Raw genomic sequence first — 15,325 nt, forward strand, 5'->3', positions numbered from 1 at the left:
AACACTATGTCTATTCAAAACCGCTATGAATTTGTTTTTTTCTTTGATGTCACTAACGGCAACCCAAATGGTGACCCAGACGCAGGCAATATGCCACGTCTTGATCCTGAAACCAGTAAAGGCTTGGTCACCGATGTTTGCCTAAAACGCAAAATCCGCAATTTTATTGAGATGAGCTATGAAAACGAGGCGGGTTACGAAATCTATGTTAAAGAAAAAAGTGTTCTGAATTTACAAAACAAACGTGCTTATGAAGCATTAGGGATTGAATCGGAAGCGAAAAAACTACCAAAAGAGGAAGCCAAAGCCCGAGAAATTACCGCTTGGATGTGTAAAAACTTCTTTGATATTCGTACTTTTGGGGCAGTGATGACCACAGAAGTGAACAGCGGACAGGTGCGAGGCCCTGTACAACTGGCATTCGCTCAATCTATCGATCCAATTATTCCGCTAGAAGTATCGATCACACGAATGGCAGTGACCAACGAAAAAGATCTCGAAAAAGAACGGACTATGGGGCGTAAATATATCGTACCTTATGCACTTTATCGTGTTCACGGCTTTATCTCTGCCAAACTTGCTGAAAAAACAGGATTCTCTGATGAAGACGTGCAAAAACTTTGGCAAGCATTACAACTCATGTTTGAACACGACCGTTCTGCGGCGCGTGGCGAAATGGCGGCTCGCAAACTGATCGTATTTAAACACGATAGCGAACTAGGCAATCAACCTGCTCATAAACTGTTTGAAACAGTAAAAGTTGAACGTGTCAATGGCGAAAAAGACACGCCAGCGAAAGGCTATGATGACTACCGTATCAGCGTGCAGGCTGAAGGTTTAAATGGCGTAACTGTTGAAGAACTGCTGTAATGGACGATTTGCAACATTCTGCGGAAATTTTACCGCTTGTTCCGCCCACACTTGGCGATGACAAGCGGTTGATTTCACTTTCCGCTTTGCAACACTACGCTTTCTGCCCTCGCCAATGTGCGTTGATTCACAACGAACAGGCGTGGGCAGAGAATTTTCTTACTGCACAAGGCAAGGCATTGCACGAACGGGTGGATAGTGGTGAGCCGGAAACCCGAAAGGGCATTCGCTTTGAGCGAACGGTTCACGTTGCAGCGGAAAAATTAGGCATAAGTGGCATTTTGGATTTGGTCGAGCGAGATCTAAAAACAGGCGAGCTAAAACCTGTGGAATATAAACGTGGCAAGCCGAAACTTGAACCGATGGATGAAATCCAACTTTGCGCCCAAGCGTTATGTTTGGAAGAAATGACAGGGCAAACCATTAACGAGGGAGCGTTGTGGTATATGCAAACCCGCCACCGTTTACCAATTATTTTTTCCCCGGAATTACGCACCAAAACCCTCGCCACCATTGCCGAAGTGCGGTCACTTTTAAACAGCGGAACAACACCACTCCCCAAATATAGCAAACGCTGCAAAGCCTGCTCACTCATCGACCTCTGCCAACCGCAGTTGTTGGAAAGGGATAGATCGAAGGGGTATGTGGTGGGAGTGTTTGGGGAAAAGAAATAAATTGTGGTACAAAATGTAATTTTGTTATGAGGGAATTATTTTGGATATTAAACTAATAAGATCTTTTCATGCTGTTGGGCAAGGAGCTTTTTACAGCGAACGTTTTATAAATGACAGTAATATTGCTTTTAATGTTGTTTATGATTGTGGAGCAATGCCTAAAAGTAAAGTTATTGATAGAGTTATAAAAGAAAGTTTTAAAGAGAGTGATGATATAGATATTTTATTTATCTCACATTTTGATAGTGATCATGTTAATGGGATTGAAATTCTAAAAAAGAACAGAAACATAAAACGTGTTGTTATGCCATTATTGGCAGAAAAAGAAAAATTTTTCTTAATTAATTTATATAAGTCCCTAGGAGGCACATACAATCACTCTCTCGTTAAATTGATCGAAAATCCTGAAGTTTTTTTCGGTGAAGATACTAAAGTCATCCAAGTAAAATCGATAAATATAAATGACCGTGATTTAGCAGATAATAATGACAGTGAAATAAAACATATTATGGATATTAGTTCTATCAATGGTTCTATTTCCAGTGGAACTCCAATAAGTTTCAAATTATCTGACACTTTTTTTTGGGTTTATTATCCATACAATTATAAATATTCAAATCGACGTTGCCAATTTATACAAGAAATAACTAAAAAAGGAATAACCGAAGAAAATTTAGCTGACCCAGAATTTGTGTCTAACTCAAAAAATCAAATAATAATTAGAACTGCATATAAAAGTAAAGCTGTTGATGGAAGTATTAATGAAAACTCAATGCTTGTATGTTCATGCCCAATGAAGATATCAATAGTTAAGTATATGGATAATTATCAGGGGTATTTTCCTCTCTATTTATCGTCATATTTTCTTTGGGATGAAGTAAATCCTGGTTGTATTTATACTGGGGATTCAGACTTAAAAGTTATAGCATCTGATCTTCTCAATAAAATAAATAATATAAAAAGTAATATAGGAACAATACAAGTTGCACACCATGGTAGTCATAATAATTTTTATGTAAATTTTTTTAATCAATTTGGAGAATTCTTAATTTGTCCAATATCATTTGGTACTAAAAATACATATGGGCATCCTTCATATATTGTTTTATCGGAGTTGTTTTGTCATAAACATATCCCTGTTTGCGTGACTGAACAGAGAGGAAGCTCTTTTTTTCAACGCTTTGATATATCTTTAGAGCAGTAATTATGCGCAAACTCCAAAATACTCTCTACATCACCACCCAAGGTAGCTATTTGCACAAAGAGCGAGAAACCTTGGTGGTGGAGCAAGATCGGAAGAAAGTGGCACAGTTGCCGATTCATTCCATTGGGCATATTTTTTGTTTTGGCAATGTGTTAGTGTCGCCGTTTTTAATGGGATTTTGTGGCGAAAATAACGTAAATTTAGCGTTTTTTACCGAAAATGGGCGTTATCTTGGGCGGTTGCAGGGGCGGCAAAGTGGTAATGTATTGTTACGCCGAGCCCAGTATAAAAAGTCGGAGACCAACCCTGTTCCTGTGGCTCGCAACATCATTGCAGCCAAAATTCAAGCATCTAAGCGGGTGTTACAACGGCAAATTCGTAATCACGGCGAAAATGCTGACCTTCAATCGACAATTACCGCATTAAATTACAGCCTGCAACAGTTGAAAACAGCAGACAATTTGGATTTGATTCGTGGCATTGAGGGCGATGCTGCGGCTCGTTATTTTGGGGTGTTTTCTCATCTTATCAAAGAAAATAGCGGTTTCCACTTTGACGGACGTAATCGCCGCCCACCTCGTGACGGTGTGAATGCGTTGCTTTCATTTCTTTATAGCATTGTAGGGAAAGATATTAGCGGGGCATTGCAAGGCGTGGGGCTTGATCCCCAGATTGGCTTTTTGCACGCAGATCGACCGGGTCGAGATAGCTTGGCTCAAGATATTTTGGAGGAATTTCGTGCGTGGTGGGTAGACAGAATGGTGCTGTCGCTGATCAATCGAGGGCAGGTTAAGCCTGATGATTTTGTGACGGAAGCCAGTGGTGCGGTAACGCTCAAGCCTGAAGCAAGAAAATTACTATTTCAAACCTTGCAAGCGAAAAAACAAGAAAAAATCATCCACCCATTTTTAGAGGAAGAAGTGGAAATCGGCTTGTTACCTTATATCCAAGCGATGTTATTGGCTCGTCATTTGCGTGGCGATTTGGCAGAATATCCGCCGTTTTTAATGCGTTAAAATCTGCAAAATTTTGTTGAAATTTGACCGCTTGTTTCTGTTTTATTTATTGAGGAATTGGCAACTATGCTGATGTTGATTACCTACGACATTTCATTTGATGACCCCGAAGGGCAGGCTCGCCTACGCCGTATTGCTAAGCATTGTTTGGATTATGGTGTGCGGGCGCAATATTCTGTGTTTGAGTGTGATGTTACTCCTGCTCAGTGGGTAACATTGAAAAATAAATTATTGACAACTTACAACCCAGACTGTGATAGTTTGCGCTTTTACCATTTAGGCAGTAAATGGAGGAATAAAGTTGAGCACCATGGCGCAAAACCTTCAGTGGATATTTTTAAAGATACGCTGATTTTATAAATCGCTAACCTGTAGTTCTCATAAAAATGCTGGAAGGTTAGCGAATATATATTGTTCTTTAATAATCAAGGAATTAGAAAAAATAAAGTACAGTATATTGGCGATATGCTATACTTTTTTCCACTCTCTACAAAACGTTAGCGAATAAAGGGCTAAAAAGCCTGATATTTCAATGCGTTATCTGGTAGGGAGCAGCCACCTACGCGTGGCTGTGAATTGAAACGATTAGGCGGAAAGGGGATTGTTAAAAAGCCTAGGCAGCCACCTACGCGTGGCTGTGAATTGAAACAGCAAACCGCTCCCTTAACCCTTCGGGCAACTTTGCAGCCACCTACGCGTGGCTGTGAATTGAAACTATCTATATTGGTAATAAAGGTACTAATATGTGGGCAGCCACCTACGCGTGGCTGTGAATTGAAACCCTACTGAAATAGTTTGGATAGAAGAAAATACTGCAGCCACCTACGCGTGGCTGTGAATTGAAACTAATTCCAATACACCTCTCCAGATTATTGTAAGATGGCAGCCACCTACGCGTGGCTGTGAATTGAAACACTAGTGACTAGTGAAGTAAGTTCACACACAAAAGCAGCCACCTACGCGTGGCTGTGAATTGAAACATTTCCATGATTTAAGGCATACTTGGGCCAGTTGGGCAGCCACCTACGCGTGGCTGTGAATTGAAACGACCATATTCAAACGCATTGCCGTAGTATTGATGCAGCCACCTACGCGTGGCTGTGAATTGAAACCATACGGCTTGCGTAACGATTTAAGCCGGTTTTGCAGCCACCTACGCGTGGCTGTGAATTGAAACCCTCTTTCGGAATATGGCACCTCGATACATCAGAAGCAGCCACCTACGCGTGGCTGTGAATTGAAACCGCATTTGCTACTTTCTGAGCACCACCAGTATGAGCGCAGCCACCTACGCGTGGCTGTGAATTGAAACAAAACACCCACGCAGGGTTATTTGTCCACGCTTGTTTCCGCAGCCACCTACGCGTGGCTGTGAATTGAAACGTGTGGTGTGCGTGCTGAACCTTGTTTTTTACCGCCGCAGCCACCTACGCGTGGCTGTGAATTGAAACCATCACTTCACCTCCTGCTCAAACGGCTGGATAATGCAGCCACCTATGCGTGGTTGTGTATTGAAACTTACAAGATGCTGAAGTAGTTAAATCAATAGCACGTAGCCATCTTCGCATCGATATATATTGAAATATTAATGGTAAATTTGTATGTTGCTAATTAGATTGATTACATCGGCTATGTATCATAGTAATGAAGAAAATATTCTATGTTGCAAAAAATAATCAGAAATTACCCGCTTGTTCGAACTGAGTTTTTGTTTTCTAAGATGTGAAATGATACACTTTAGATAGTTTTAAAATATAGAGACAGTAAGATGAGTAGTACGGAATTATTAGTGAATGTTACCCCAAGTGAAACAAGGGTAGCATTGGTAGAAAACGGGATATTGAAAGAATTACATATTGAGCGGGAAGCTAAACGCGGGATTGTTGGTAATATTTATAAGGGAAGGGTGACAAGGGTATTACCAGGTATGCAATCTGCTTTTGTGGATATCGGCTTGGAGAAGGCTGCATTTTTGCACGCTTCTGATATTGTTTCTCATACGGAATGTGTTGATGAAAATGAAAAGAAGCAATTTCTGGTTAAAGATATTTCTGAATTGGTACGTGAAGGGCAAGATATAGTCGTGCAAGTAGTGAAAGACCCAATTGGTACTAAAGGAGCTAGGCTCACTACTGATATTACGTTACCATCTCGTTATTTAGTGTTTATGCCAGAAAATAGCCATGTGGGAGTATCTCAGCGGATTGAAAGTGAAGAAGAGCGTGCTCGTTTAAAAAGCTTGGTTGAGCCTTATTGTGATGAACTTGGGGGCTTTATTGTACGTACCGCTGCAGAAGAGGCAACTGAAGAAAGTTTAAAGCAAGATGTTGAATTTTTAAAACGGTTGTGGCGTAAAGTATTAGAACGAAAAGGGAAATATTCCGCAAAATCAATGCTTTATGGAGAGCTTGCGCTTGCTCAAAGGGTACTGCGTGATTTTATTGGTACACATATCAATTCAGTTAGAATCGATTCAAAGCTCACTTATGAGCAAGTGCGAGAATTTTTAGCTGAATTTATGCCTGAGCTAACAGATTGCGTTACTCTCTATACCGGTCAGCAAACTTTATTTGATGCCTATGGCGTAGAAAAAGCAATTCAGAAAGCATTAGATAAACGGGTTGATTTAAAATCCGGAGGATATTTAATTATTGAGCAAACCGAAGCGATGACAACCATTGATATTAATACCGGTGCTTTTGTAGGACATCGTAACCTTGCACATACGATTTTTAATACTAATATTGAAGCAACTCAAGCAATCGCACACCAGCTACAGTTGCGCAATTTAGGTGGTATTATCATTATTGATTTTATTGATATGCAAGAGGAAGAGCATCGTGAAAGAGTGTTACAATCTTTAAAAGAAGCTCTAAAAGGCGATCGAGTCAAAACTAATGTGAATGGCTTTACTCAGCTTGGCTTGGTGGAGATGACCAGAAAACGTACAAGGGAGAGTCTAGAGCGAATTCTTTGTTGCGATTGTCCGGCTTGTCGAGGTCGAGGTACGGTGAAAACGGTTGAGACGGTTTGTTATGAAATTATGCGAGAAGTGGTTCGTGTACATCACCTATTTAAAACCGATAAAATTAATGTTTATGCTTCTAAAGAAGTAGCGGAATATTTGATTAATGAAGAGAGTCATGCATTATTGGCGGAAGTGCAAGCCTTTATTGGTAAGAAAATCGAGGTAAAATTAGAGCCATATTATCATCAAGAGCAGTTTGATGTGGTCGTGATGTAATCTATTACTTGGTTGAGGCTAAATAGTTAGCCTCAATATCGTTAGTTACAAAAAATTTAGAAAATCTGACCGCTTGTTTCCTATCCAAATTCCTCAAAATAACGTATAATCGTCCAGTTTTATTTATCCTTTTTTGAAATCTAAGGTAATTCAATGTCTGAAGTAGAAAATCAAGAATTAGATCTAAACGGTGAAATGTTAGCCCGCCGTGAAAAATTAAACAAAATCCGTGAGCAGGGTAACGCATTTCCAAATACATTCCGTCGTGATGCGTTAGCCAAAGATCTGCACGCTCAATATGATGCAGTGGAAGGTGAAACCTTAAAAGAACAGAATATTCAAGTGAAAGTTGCCGGTCGTGTTATGCTAAAACGCGTGATGGGTAAGGCGTCTTTCTTTACCATTCAAGATGTAAGCGGTGCGATTCAGCTTTATGTGGCTCGTGATAACTTAAGTGACAATGTTTACGAAGAAAAAGTCAGCCTGTGGGATTTGGGCGACATTGTTGGCGTTGAAGGGACTTTATTTAAAACCAAAACCGGTGAATTAACGGTTCGTTGCTCTGAAGTTCAACTTTTAACCAAGTCTTTACGCCCATTACCAGACAAACATCATGGCTTAACGGATCTAGAGACCCGTTATCGCCAGCGTTATTTAGACTTGATTTCTAATGAAGAATCTCGCCGTACTTTTATGATCCGCTCGCAAGTGGTTTCTGGTATTCGTAAATTCTTCTTAGAAAGAGACTTTATTGAAGTTGAAACGCCAATGTTACAAGTGATCCCGGGCGGTGCGGCAGCGAAGCCTTTTATCACTCATCATAATGCGTTAGATGTGGATATGTACCTGCGTATTGCCCCAGAGCTTTACTTAAAACGTTTAGTTGTGGGTGGTTTTGAGCGAGTATTTGAGCTTAACCGTAACTTCCGTAACGAAGGGGTTTCAGTACGCCACAATCCTGAATTTACAATGATTGAGTACTACCAAGCCTATGCGGATTATCACGATTTAATGGATAATACCGAAGAACTGTTACGCCAATTAGCCTTAGATATTCTTGGCACAACTGACGTACCTTATGGTGATTATGTATTCGATTTCGGTAAACCGTTTGAGCGTATTACGATGCACGATGCGATTGTGAAATATGGTAACGGCATTCAACGTGAAGATTTAGACAGCTTCGAGAAAAGTGTGGAAATTGCGAAAGGGCTAGGGATTGAAATTCAAAAATCTTGGGGCTTAGGCTCGGTAGTGAATGCAATTTTTGAAGAAGTGGCGGAACATCAATTAATTCAGCCGACTTTCCTGATGGCTCACCCGGCAGAAATTTCTCCATTGGCTCGCCGTAATGATGAAAACCCTGAGGTAACTGATCGTTTTGAGTTATTTATCGGTGGTCGTGAGATCGGTAACGGTTTCTCAGAATTAAATGATGCTGAAGACCAAGCAGAGCGTTTTGATGCTCAAGTTGCGGCTAAAGATGCCGGTGATGATGAAGCGATGTTTAAAGATGAAGACTTTATCGTGGCATTAGAACACGGTCTGCCGCCAACAGCGGGTGAAGGTTTAGGAATTGACCGCTTAGCAATGATTTTTGCGAACGCCCCATCAATTCGTGATGTAATTTTATTCCCGGCGATGCGTCAGAAGTAATCAGAAATAGAACAAAAGCACACTTCGGTGTGCTTTTTTGTATTACAAGCGGTCAAATTTATAATAAAAAATGCAATTTATTTTGCTAATCCGGCTTTAATCATCGGTTCAAAAAAGTCATAATCAACCAAAAAGGCATCGTGGCCGAAATCGGAATTGAACTCGTGGAACTCTAAATTCACGCCTGCCTGTTCTAATTTTTGTTTGCTTTTATACACATCAATTTGTTTGAATAGCTGGTCGCTAGTTACCGCTACAAAGGTGTAATTGGCTTTAATCCGTTTTAGGGCAGTTTCCTCATTTTCATAGCCAAGAGCCGGGTCGTATAAATCTAATGCTCGGAGTAAACGCAGATAAGTATTGGCATCGAAACGACCTAAAAATTTCGTGCCTTGATAGCTTAAATAGGATTCCACTTGGAAATGGTCGCCCCAAATTTGTCCTTGCTGTTTGGTTTCTCGTCCAAAGGCTTTAGCAAGTTGAATATCAGTACGGTAAGTCAGCATACCGAGCATACGGGCGATTTTTAAGCCGTTATCAGGTGCAATGCCATCATAATAGTTCCCACCGTTAAAGTGTGGATCGTTAATAATAGCTTGGCGCATAACGTGGTTAAAACCGATAGCCTCGGCACTTAGGATAAGTGATGAACAAAGATTTATAATGTTGCGAACTTTATCAGGGTAACTAATACCCCACTGTGTTGCTTGCATTCCGCCGAAAGATCCCCCTACCACTGCGTGAAGTTGAGGGATTTCTAAATAGTCCAATAATGCTTTTTGTACATTAACAATATCTTGCACTGTAATAATTGGAAACAAACTACCGTAAGGTTTATTGGTTTTAGGGTTAATCGAAGCTGGGCCGGTTGTGCCTTTACAACCGCCTAATACATTACTGCAAATAAAGAAATATTTATCGGTATCAAACGCAAGCCCTTTGCCGATGAAATCTTGCCACCAGCCTTTCTCGGTTGGTGAGTCATAGTAAGGCTCAGCATCACCGGTAAGGGCGTGGCAAAGCAAGACCGCATTGCTTTTCTCTGCATTTAATCTGCCGTAAGTCTGGTAAGCCACTGTGATAGGGGACAGTTCGCCTCCTAATGTGAGTGGTAAAGGTACGTCCTCAAAAAGGGTAATCTGCTGAGCCATAAAAATCCTGTTTGCAAAAAATTCTGCTTTTTTGACCGCTTGTTGTAATGACCGTTAAATTAGCGGTGTTCATTTCAATTGTCAAGAATTTTTAGACGTCTAAACGTCTAGATTTTTAAACGGCTAAAATCAAAATTTTATTGCTGAGAAGATATTTATTACTTAACAAATAACATGAAATAGAATAAATTTATTGAACGATTAGACTATTTTGTTTGTCTCTAATTTACCCATCTTAAATAGGGTAGCAAAAGTAAAGGATCTCATTTGAACCAAACGCGTGATAGGTTAGAAAAATTGCCACTTTTCCATAAAATGCAGCAGTTTATTATTAAGGCATTGAAAATAATTGCAATTTTCCCCTTATTGGGAATAGCTATATTATTAGTGGTTGATTCACTTACAAGTTATATTGTGAGGGATAAAATTTATACAGATAGTAAACAGATTCCTTACCGGGAGTATGCAGTTGTACTCGGTACGGCAAAATTTTACTCTAAAGATGTGATTAACCAATATTATAAATATCGTTTGGAAGCCGCTAAGCAATTAGTCCAAGAAGGAAAGGTCAATCAGCTTTTGTTAAGTGGAGATAATAAAACGCCGTACTATAATGAGCCAAAAACAATGACAAGTGATCTACTTAAAATGGGGATTGCGACTTCAAAAATTAAGCAGGATTATGCGGGGTATACCACTTTTGATTCAATAATTAGGGCTAAAAAAGTATATAAATTACCGCCATTTACGATTATCTCCCAAAAATTCCACTGTGAAAGGGCATTGTTTATTGCAAAATTTAGGGATATTGATGCAATTTGTTATGCCGCTACATATCCAGAGGGGGCTTATCAGGTACGAATGCGGGAAATTTTAGCCAGATCGGCAATGGTTTTTAGTTTGTTGATAGGTAAAGAGCCTGAATCATTGGAAGATATCCGTTCTAAATGAGATAGCCGGTCAGATAATGTTGACCGGCTATTTTGCTTATAAAATAATGGTTTTGTTTTTATATACAAATACTTTGTCAGCAAGCACTAATTCTAAGGCTTGGCTAAGTACGGTTTTCTCAACATCACGTCCAGCACGCATCATAGCCTCTGCGGTGTAGGTGTGATCAACATTAATCACATTTTGCATAATAATTGGGCCTTCATCTAATTCATCATTCACAAAATGGGCGGTTGCACCGATAATTTTCACACCACGTTCGTATGCACGATGATAAGGTTTTGCACCAATGAAAGCGGGTAAGAACGAGTGGTGAATATTGACAACTCGGTTTGGATAACGAGCGACAAATTCCGGATTCAGCACCCGCATATATTTAGCCAACACAATATAATCAGGTGAATATTCATCAATTTTTTCCGCTAATAATTTATCGTGTTCCACTCGGGTTAAATTTTCGTGGCTGACTAAATGGAATGGAATATCGAAACGTTCAACTAAACTTTTTAATGTTTCGTGGTTTCCAATCACGGCAGCAATTTCTACATCTAATCCACCATAGTAATTTTTCATCAGTAAGTCGCCTAAACAATGTGCTTCTTTGGTAACTAAAATAACGATACGTTTTCTTTGTTTAGGGAGTAATTTATAGCTTGAGCCTTCAGGTAAGGTAAATTTTAAATCAGCGAGTAAGGTTTCATCATTAAAAATTCCGTTTAATTCGGTACGCATAAAAAAACGTTTAGTTTCATTCTCAACAAATTCAGAATTTTTAATAATATTTAATTGGTGCTTATAGCAAATATTGGTAATTTTAGCGACAAGTCCTGTATCATCAGGACATTCGGTTAATAATATTTTGTGTTGTTGTAGCATTTCATTTCCTATTATAAAAATAAGAGAACTCAATTGAGTTCTCTTTAAACTAAAAATAGTTATAGCCAATTAAATAGCAAAATCTTCTAATTTTTTACCACTATCTAAAGCATCTTGTAATGCCTTTGGTGTTCTGCCTTGACCTGTCCAAGTTTTCTCATTGCCGTTAGCATCAACAAATTTATATTTAGCCGGGCGAGGTGATAGTGCTTTACGTGCTTTGATTACTTTATCTGCTAATAATTCAGCTAATTCATCAATAGATAACCCATCTTGTTTTAGCATTTCTCTATATTTATTTAAACTTTCTAGTTGTTTTAGTTTTTCTAATTCTTCCTGTTTCATTTCTTCTTCTTTTTCAGCAATAATTATATCTAATTTCTCAGAAATTGATTTTAATTGCTCTAATGCTAAATCTTTAGCCAAAGCCCTTAAGCTGCGGATATTCAAAAGACTTTTTAAAGCTGACATTTTACTCTCCTAAATTAATGTTTTATATAAGTAGCTTTTATGCTCCTTTTATCATATCTCAAAAGGCATTTTAGGTAAATAAGCATAAATAAAAAAATAGATACTTTATATCTAAAGATATTCGTGCTATCTTAAACACTGTCCTACAAATTGTAGAGGTGCGAATTCAATAAGTATTTCTTCTGAGTGGAAAACGATGAAGGGGAAGGAAAGGTGAATTTGCCGAAATCAATTAAGCGTCATCTTAATTGGTTGGGGTCGTTGTCGAAAGAAACGACACTGTCGTAGTAAATGCTACGGAGTGCTACTGTTAGGGTGGGTTTCAGATATTTCACATTTGCCTTCCTTTCATATTTATTTTTATAAATATCCCAGTAGATCTCTTGTTTGGCTATTCTTATTTATACAAATTATACACAGTCATTTTAGAGGTTTTATGAATCTAGTTGATTATTCTACGTCACTTTGGTCGGTATTGCCGGCACTGATTGCGCTAATATTGGCAATTGTGACACGCAAGGTGATTATTTCACTTAGCATCGGTATTCTCTTTGGTGCATTTATGCTTACTAATAGCAATTTTCTTGATGCACTTACTTATATTAAAAATAGCGTTGTTTCTTTAGTTTATAAAGGGGCTGAAGAAGGATTAAATTCAAATAATGTTAACATTATTTTATTTTTGCTTTTATTAGGGGTATTAACGTCATTATTAAGTATTTCAGGTAGTAATCAGGCGTTTGCGAATTGGGCGCAGAAAAAGGTAAAAGGCAAACGAGGCGCAAAATTAATGGCGGCAGGTTTGGTTTTCTTTACCTTTATTGATGACTATTTCCACAGTTTAGCAGTAGGTGCGATTGCCCGACCTGTTACGGATAAATTCCGTGTTTCTCGTGCTAAATTAGCTTATATTTTAGATTCTACTGCCGCTCCAATGTGTGTGTTAATGCCAATTTCAAGCTGGGGGGCTTATATTATTACCTTAATAGCTGGCTTATTGGCTACGCATTCCATCACAGGCTATTCGCCACTAGGCGCATTTATGACAATGAGCGCAATGAACTTTTACGCCATTTTTGCGATGATTATGGTGTTCTTTGTGGCATATTTCTCATTTGATATTGGTTCGATGGCGCGTTTTGAACGTCAAGCAGCGCATTTAGCAGAATTAGATGATGAGCAAATTGAAACGAAAGGACACGTGCGCGATTTGATTTTGCCAATTATTGCACTTATTGTTGCTACAGTCTCAATGATGATGAAAACAGGTGCAGATGCACTGGCCGAATCAGGTGCTTCATTTTCTATACTAGGTGCTTTTGAAAATACTACGGTAGGCATTTCATTAGTTGTTGGTGGTGTGGCAGGGCTTATAGTTGCAACTATTTGTATCATTACAAGCGGTAATATTTCTTTTAAAAATTACGTCCGTGCTTATGGCTTAGGTGTGAAGATGATGTCTGGTGCAATCACTATTCTCTTCTTTGCGTGGACAATAAACGGTGTAGTAAGTGATATGCAAACAGGGAAATATCTATCAGGATTGGTTGCAGAAAGCATTGGAGCAGAGTTTTTACCTGCAATTCTATTTGTGTTAGCCGCAGCAATGGCGTTTTCAACAGGAACTAGCTGGGGAACATTTGGCATTATGTTGCCAATTGGAGCCGCAATGGCAGTGCATTCAGATCCAGCATTAATTATTCCTTGTTTATCTGCAGTAATGGCTGGCGCGGTTTGTGGTGATCACTGTTCTCCGGTATCTGATACCACTATTCTTTCTTCAACAGGCGCACAATGTAATCATATGGATCATGTTATTTCTCAATTACCTTATGCTTTATTAGTTGCAACCGCTTCTATTGTTGGCTACTTAGTGGTAGGCTTTACCCAATCAGCGGTATTGGGATTTATTGCTACAGCTATTGTTATGGCAATACTCATTTTGCTTTTTAAAGAAAAAAAGCATTAATTTCTGAAAATGTGAAGGGAATCACAGAATGAGATTTATTGATGAGATAAAATAGCACTCAAGATATGGATATCGAATGTTGTGTTATATAAATCTTAAAATAAGATCCTCCTAGCATTAGCGTACCTTTTGGTACGCTTTTTTCTTTTATGGCAATATTATTTCTTGCAATTTTAAATTTTTTGTACTACTTTAATAGTACATTTTAAATTTGAGGGTGAAAAGATGAAAATAGCATTAGTCACAGGAGCAACCGCAGGCTTTGGGTTGGCAATTTGTAAATTATTGCTTCAATCGGGTTATAAAGTAATTGGCACGGGCAGACGGGCAGAGCGTTTAGAAGAACTGCATTTGCAATTTGGCGATAAATTTCTACCGCTTGCATTTGATATTCAACAGCCCGATGAGGTCGAAAAAGCATTGAATAGCCGCCCTAAAGCGTGGCAACAAATTGATTTATTAGTAAACAATGCAGGCCTTGCACTCGGCTTAGAACCTGCACAGAAAGCAGATTTGAACGACTGGTATCAAATGATCGATACCAATATTAAAGGATTGGTAACGATGACACGCTTAGTTTTGCCTGAAATGGTGGAGCGGAACAGTGGGCATATTATTAATATCGGCTCGATTGCCGGCACTTACCCTTACCCGGGCGGTAATGTATATGGTGGTACTAAAGCCTTTGTGAAACAGTTTAGCTTAAATTTGCGGGCAGATTTAGCCGGCACTAAAGTGCGTGTTTCCAATGTTGAGCCGGGGTTATGTGGCGGGACGGAATTTTCAAATGTACGCTTTAAAGGCAATGATGAAAAAGCGGCTAAAGTTTATGAAAACGTGCAGTTTGTTCGCCCGGAAGATGTGGCAAATATTGTACTTTGGCTGAATCAACAACCTGAACACGTCAATATTAACCGTGTTGAAGTAATGCCGGTAGCACAAACTTCTTCTGCCCTAAATGTAGCAAGGAATTTGTAATTTTATACTCTCTCCTCTTGTGGGACAAATGTTTTACATTTGAACGTTGGCTTTGGCAACGGCTCCGCAGGAGCGAGCGTAGCGAGTATTGAGACTAAAAAATATTTCGTTCAGAAATATTTTTCAGAGAGAGGGGGAAAAGATTAAGGTAGTTTTACAATTTAAGTTATTTACCCCTCGCCCTGATTTTTATTCTGAACGAATAAAAATCTGTCCCTCTCCCACAAGGGGCGAGGGTGTCAAACTCTAACAAGGGCGAATTGCA

At 39.1% G+C, this 15,325-nt stretch carries 13 protein-coding genes, 1 CRISPR repeat array and 1 riboswitch; of the genes, 10 read left to right on the top strand and 3 right to left on the bottom strand.

Annotated elements, in window-relative coordinates; all coding sequences use genetic code 11:
• Positions 1-6: 6 nt before the first annotated feature.
• The 7 genes from cas7c (at position 7) to lysS (ending at position 8,664) form a co-directional block, all read left to right on the top strand.
• A complete protein-coding gene (cas7c, locus tag EL242_RS06120; RefSeq protein WP_126301918.1) occupies positions 7-870 on the top strand; it encodes a type I-C CRISPR-associated protein Cas7/Csd2 in 864 nt (287 codons plus the stop codon).
• A complete protein-coding gene (cas4, locus tag EL242_RS06125) occupies positions 870-1,544 on the top strand; it encodes a CRISPR-associated protein Cas4 (protein ID WP_126301919.1) in 675 nt (224 codons plus the stop codon). Before cas7c ends, cas4 begins: the two co-directional genes overlap by 1 nt.
• Before the next feature lie 40 nt (positions 1,545-1,584).
• Positions 1,585-2,748, top strand: a complete 1,164-nt coding sequence (locus tag EL242_RS06130; protein WP_126301920.1) for an MBL fold metallo-hydrolase — start codon at positions 1,585-1,587, stop codon at positions 2,746-2,748.
• A 2-nt stretch (positions 2,749-2,750) separates the two neighbouring features.
• Complete coding sequence (gene cas1c, locus EL242_RS06135; protein ID WP_126301921.1) at positions 2,751-3,764, top strand: type I-C CRISPR-associated endonuclease Cas1c; 1,014 nt, start codon at positions 2,751-2,753, stop codon at positions 3,762-3,764.
• A 66-nt stretch (positions 3,765-3,830) separates the two neighbouring features.
• Positions 3,831-4,124, top strand: coding sequence for a CRISPR-associated endonuclease Cas2 (cas2, locus tag EL242_RS06140; protein ID WP_064318103.1), 294 nt, complete (start codon positions 3,831-3,833; stop codon positions 4,122-4,124).
• A 191-nt stretch (positions 4,125-4,315) separates the two neighbouring features.
• Positions 4,316-5,282: a CRISPR direct-repeat array (repeat unit 32 nt; unit sequence GCAGCCACCTACGCGTGGCTGTGAATTGAAAC).
• Positions 5,283-5,532: 250 nt separating this feature from the next.
• Complete coding sequence (gene rng, locus EL242_RS06145) at positions 5,533-7,008, top strand: ribonuclease G (protein WP_126301922.1); 1,476 nt, start codon at positions 5,533-5,535, stop codon at positions 7,006-7,008.
• Positions 7,009-7,161: 153 nt separating this feature from the next.
• Positions 7,162-8,664, top strand: coding sequence for a lysine--tRNA ligase (gene lysS, locus EL242_RS06150; protein WP_126301923.1), 1,503 nt, complete (start codon positions 7,162-7,164; stop codon positions 8,662-8,664).
• Between the two features lie 77 nt (positions 8,665-8,741).
• Here the strand turns inward: lysS and metX are convergent, their stop codons facing one another.
• Complete coding sequence (gene metX / locus EL242_RS06155) at positions 8,742-9,815, bottom strand: homoserine O-acetyltransferase MetX (RefSeq protein ID WP_126301924.1); 1,074 nt, start codon at positions 9,813-9,815, stop codon at positions 8,742-8,744.
• Positions 9,816-10,082: 267 nt separating this feature from the next.
• Between metX and EL242_RS06160 the strand changes: the two genes are divergently transcribed.
• A complete protein-coding gene (locus tag EL242_RS06160) occupies positions 10,083-10,766 on the top strand; it encodes a vancomycin high temperature exclusion protein (RefSeq protein ID WP_126301925.1) in 684 nt (227 codons plus the stop codon).
• A 36-nt stretch (positions 10,767-10,802) separates the two neighbouring features.
• Here EL242_RS06160 and purU read toward each other — a convergent pair whose 3' ends face one another.
• Both purU and EL242_RS06170 read right to left on the bottom strand, forming a co-directional pair.
• Complete coding sequence (purU, locus tag EL242_RS06165) at positions 10,803-11,642, bottom strand: formyltetrahydrofolate deformylase (RefSeq protein ID WP_126301926.1); 840 nt, start codon at positions 11,640-11,642, stop codon at positions 10,803-10,805.
• A 69-nt stretch (positions 11,643-11,711) separates the two neighbouring features.
• Positions 11,712-12,113, bottom strand: coding sequence for an H-NS family nucleoid-associated regulatory protein (locus tag EL242_RS06170; RefSeq protein WP_126301927.1), 402 nt, complete (start codon positions 12,111-12,113; stop codon positions 11,712-11,714).
• A gap of 145 nt (positions 12,114-12,258) precedes the next feature.
• Positions 12,259-12,428: riboswitch (Lysine riboswitch) on the top strand.
• A 121-nt stretch (positions 12,429-12,549) separates the two neighbouring features.
• Here EL242_RS06170 and EL242_RS06175 point away from each other — a divergent pair.
• Both EL242_RS06175 and EL242_RS06180 read left to right on the top strand, forming a co-directional pair.
• Positions 12,550-14,082 carry a Na+/H+ antiporter NhaC family protein gene (locus EL242_RS06175; protein ID WP_126301928.1) on the top strand — a complete coding sequence of 511 codons (1,533 nt, stop codon included), beginning with the start codon at positions 12,550-12,552 and terminating at the stop codon, positions 14,080-14,082.
• Between the two features lie 225 nt (positions 14,083-14,307).
• Entirely contained in the window at positions 14,308-15,060 is a 753-nt protein-coding gene (locus EL242_RS06180) for an SDR family oxidoreductase (RefSeq protein WP_126301929.1), read from the top strand.
• Positions 15,061-15,325: the final 265 nt, after the last annotated feature.

It is taken from the genome of Mannheimia haemolytica, assembly GCA_900638155.1.
In the GTDB taxonomy this organism is placed as follows: domain Bacteria; phylum Pseudomonadota; class Gammaproteobacteria; order Enterobacterales; family Pasteurellaceae; genus Mannheimia; species Mannheimia glucosida.

What these genes read in the sequence shown, in the direction of transcription:
- cas7c (WP_126301918.1), top strand. Translation starts at nt 7, where the DNA reads ATGTCTATTCAAAACCGCTATGAATTTGTTTTTTTCTTTGATGTCACT.
- cas4 (WP_126301919.1), top strand. Translation starts at nt 870, where the DNA reads ATGGACGATTTGCAACATTCTGCGGAAATTTTACCGCTTGTTCCGCCC.
- cas1c (WP_126301921.1), top strand. Translation starts at nt 2,751, where the DNA reads ATGCGCAAACTCCAAAATACTCTCTACATCACCACCCAAGGTAGCTAT.
- cas2 (WP_064318103.1), top strand. Translation starts at nt 3,831, where the DNA reads ATGCTGATGTTGATTACCTACGACATTTCATTTGATGACCCCGAAGGG.
- rng (WP_126301922.1), top strand. Translation starts at nt 5,533, where the DNA reads ATGAGTAGTACGGAATTATTAGTGAATGTTACCCCAAGTGAAACAAGG.
- lysS (WP_126301923.1), top strand. Translation starts at nt 7,162, where the DNA reads ATGTCTGAAGTAGAAAATCAAGAATTAGATCTAAACGGTGAAATGTTA.
- metX (WP_126301924.1), bottom strand. Translation starts at nt 9,815, where the DNA reads ATGGCTCAGCAGATTACCCTTTTTGAGGACGTACCTTTACCACTCACA.
- purU (WP_126301926.1), bottom strand. Translation starts at nt 11,642, where the DNA reads ATGCTACAACAACACAAAATATTATTAACCGAATGTCCTGATGATACA.
- EL242_RS06170 (WP_126301927.1), bottom strand. Translation starts at nt 12,113, where the DNA reads ATGTCAGCTTTAAAAAGTCTTTTGAATATCCGCAGCTTAAGGGCTTTG.
- EL242_RS06175 (WP_126301928.1), top strand. Translation starts at nt 12,550, where the DNA reads ATGAATCTAGTTGATTATTCTACGTCACTTTGGTCGGTATTGCCGGCA.
- EL242_RS06180 (WP_126301929.1), top strand. Translation starts at nt 14,308, where the DNA reads ATGAAAATAGCATTAGTCACAGGAGCAACCGCAGGCTTTGGGTTGGCA.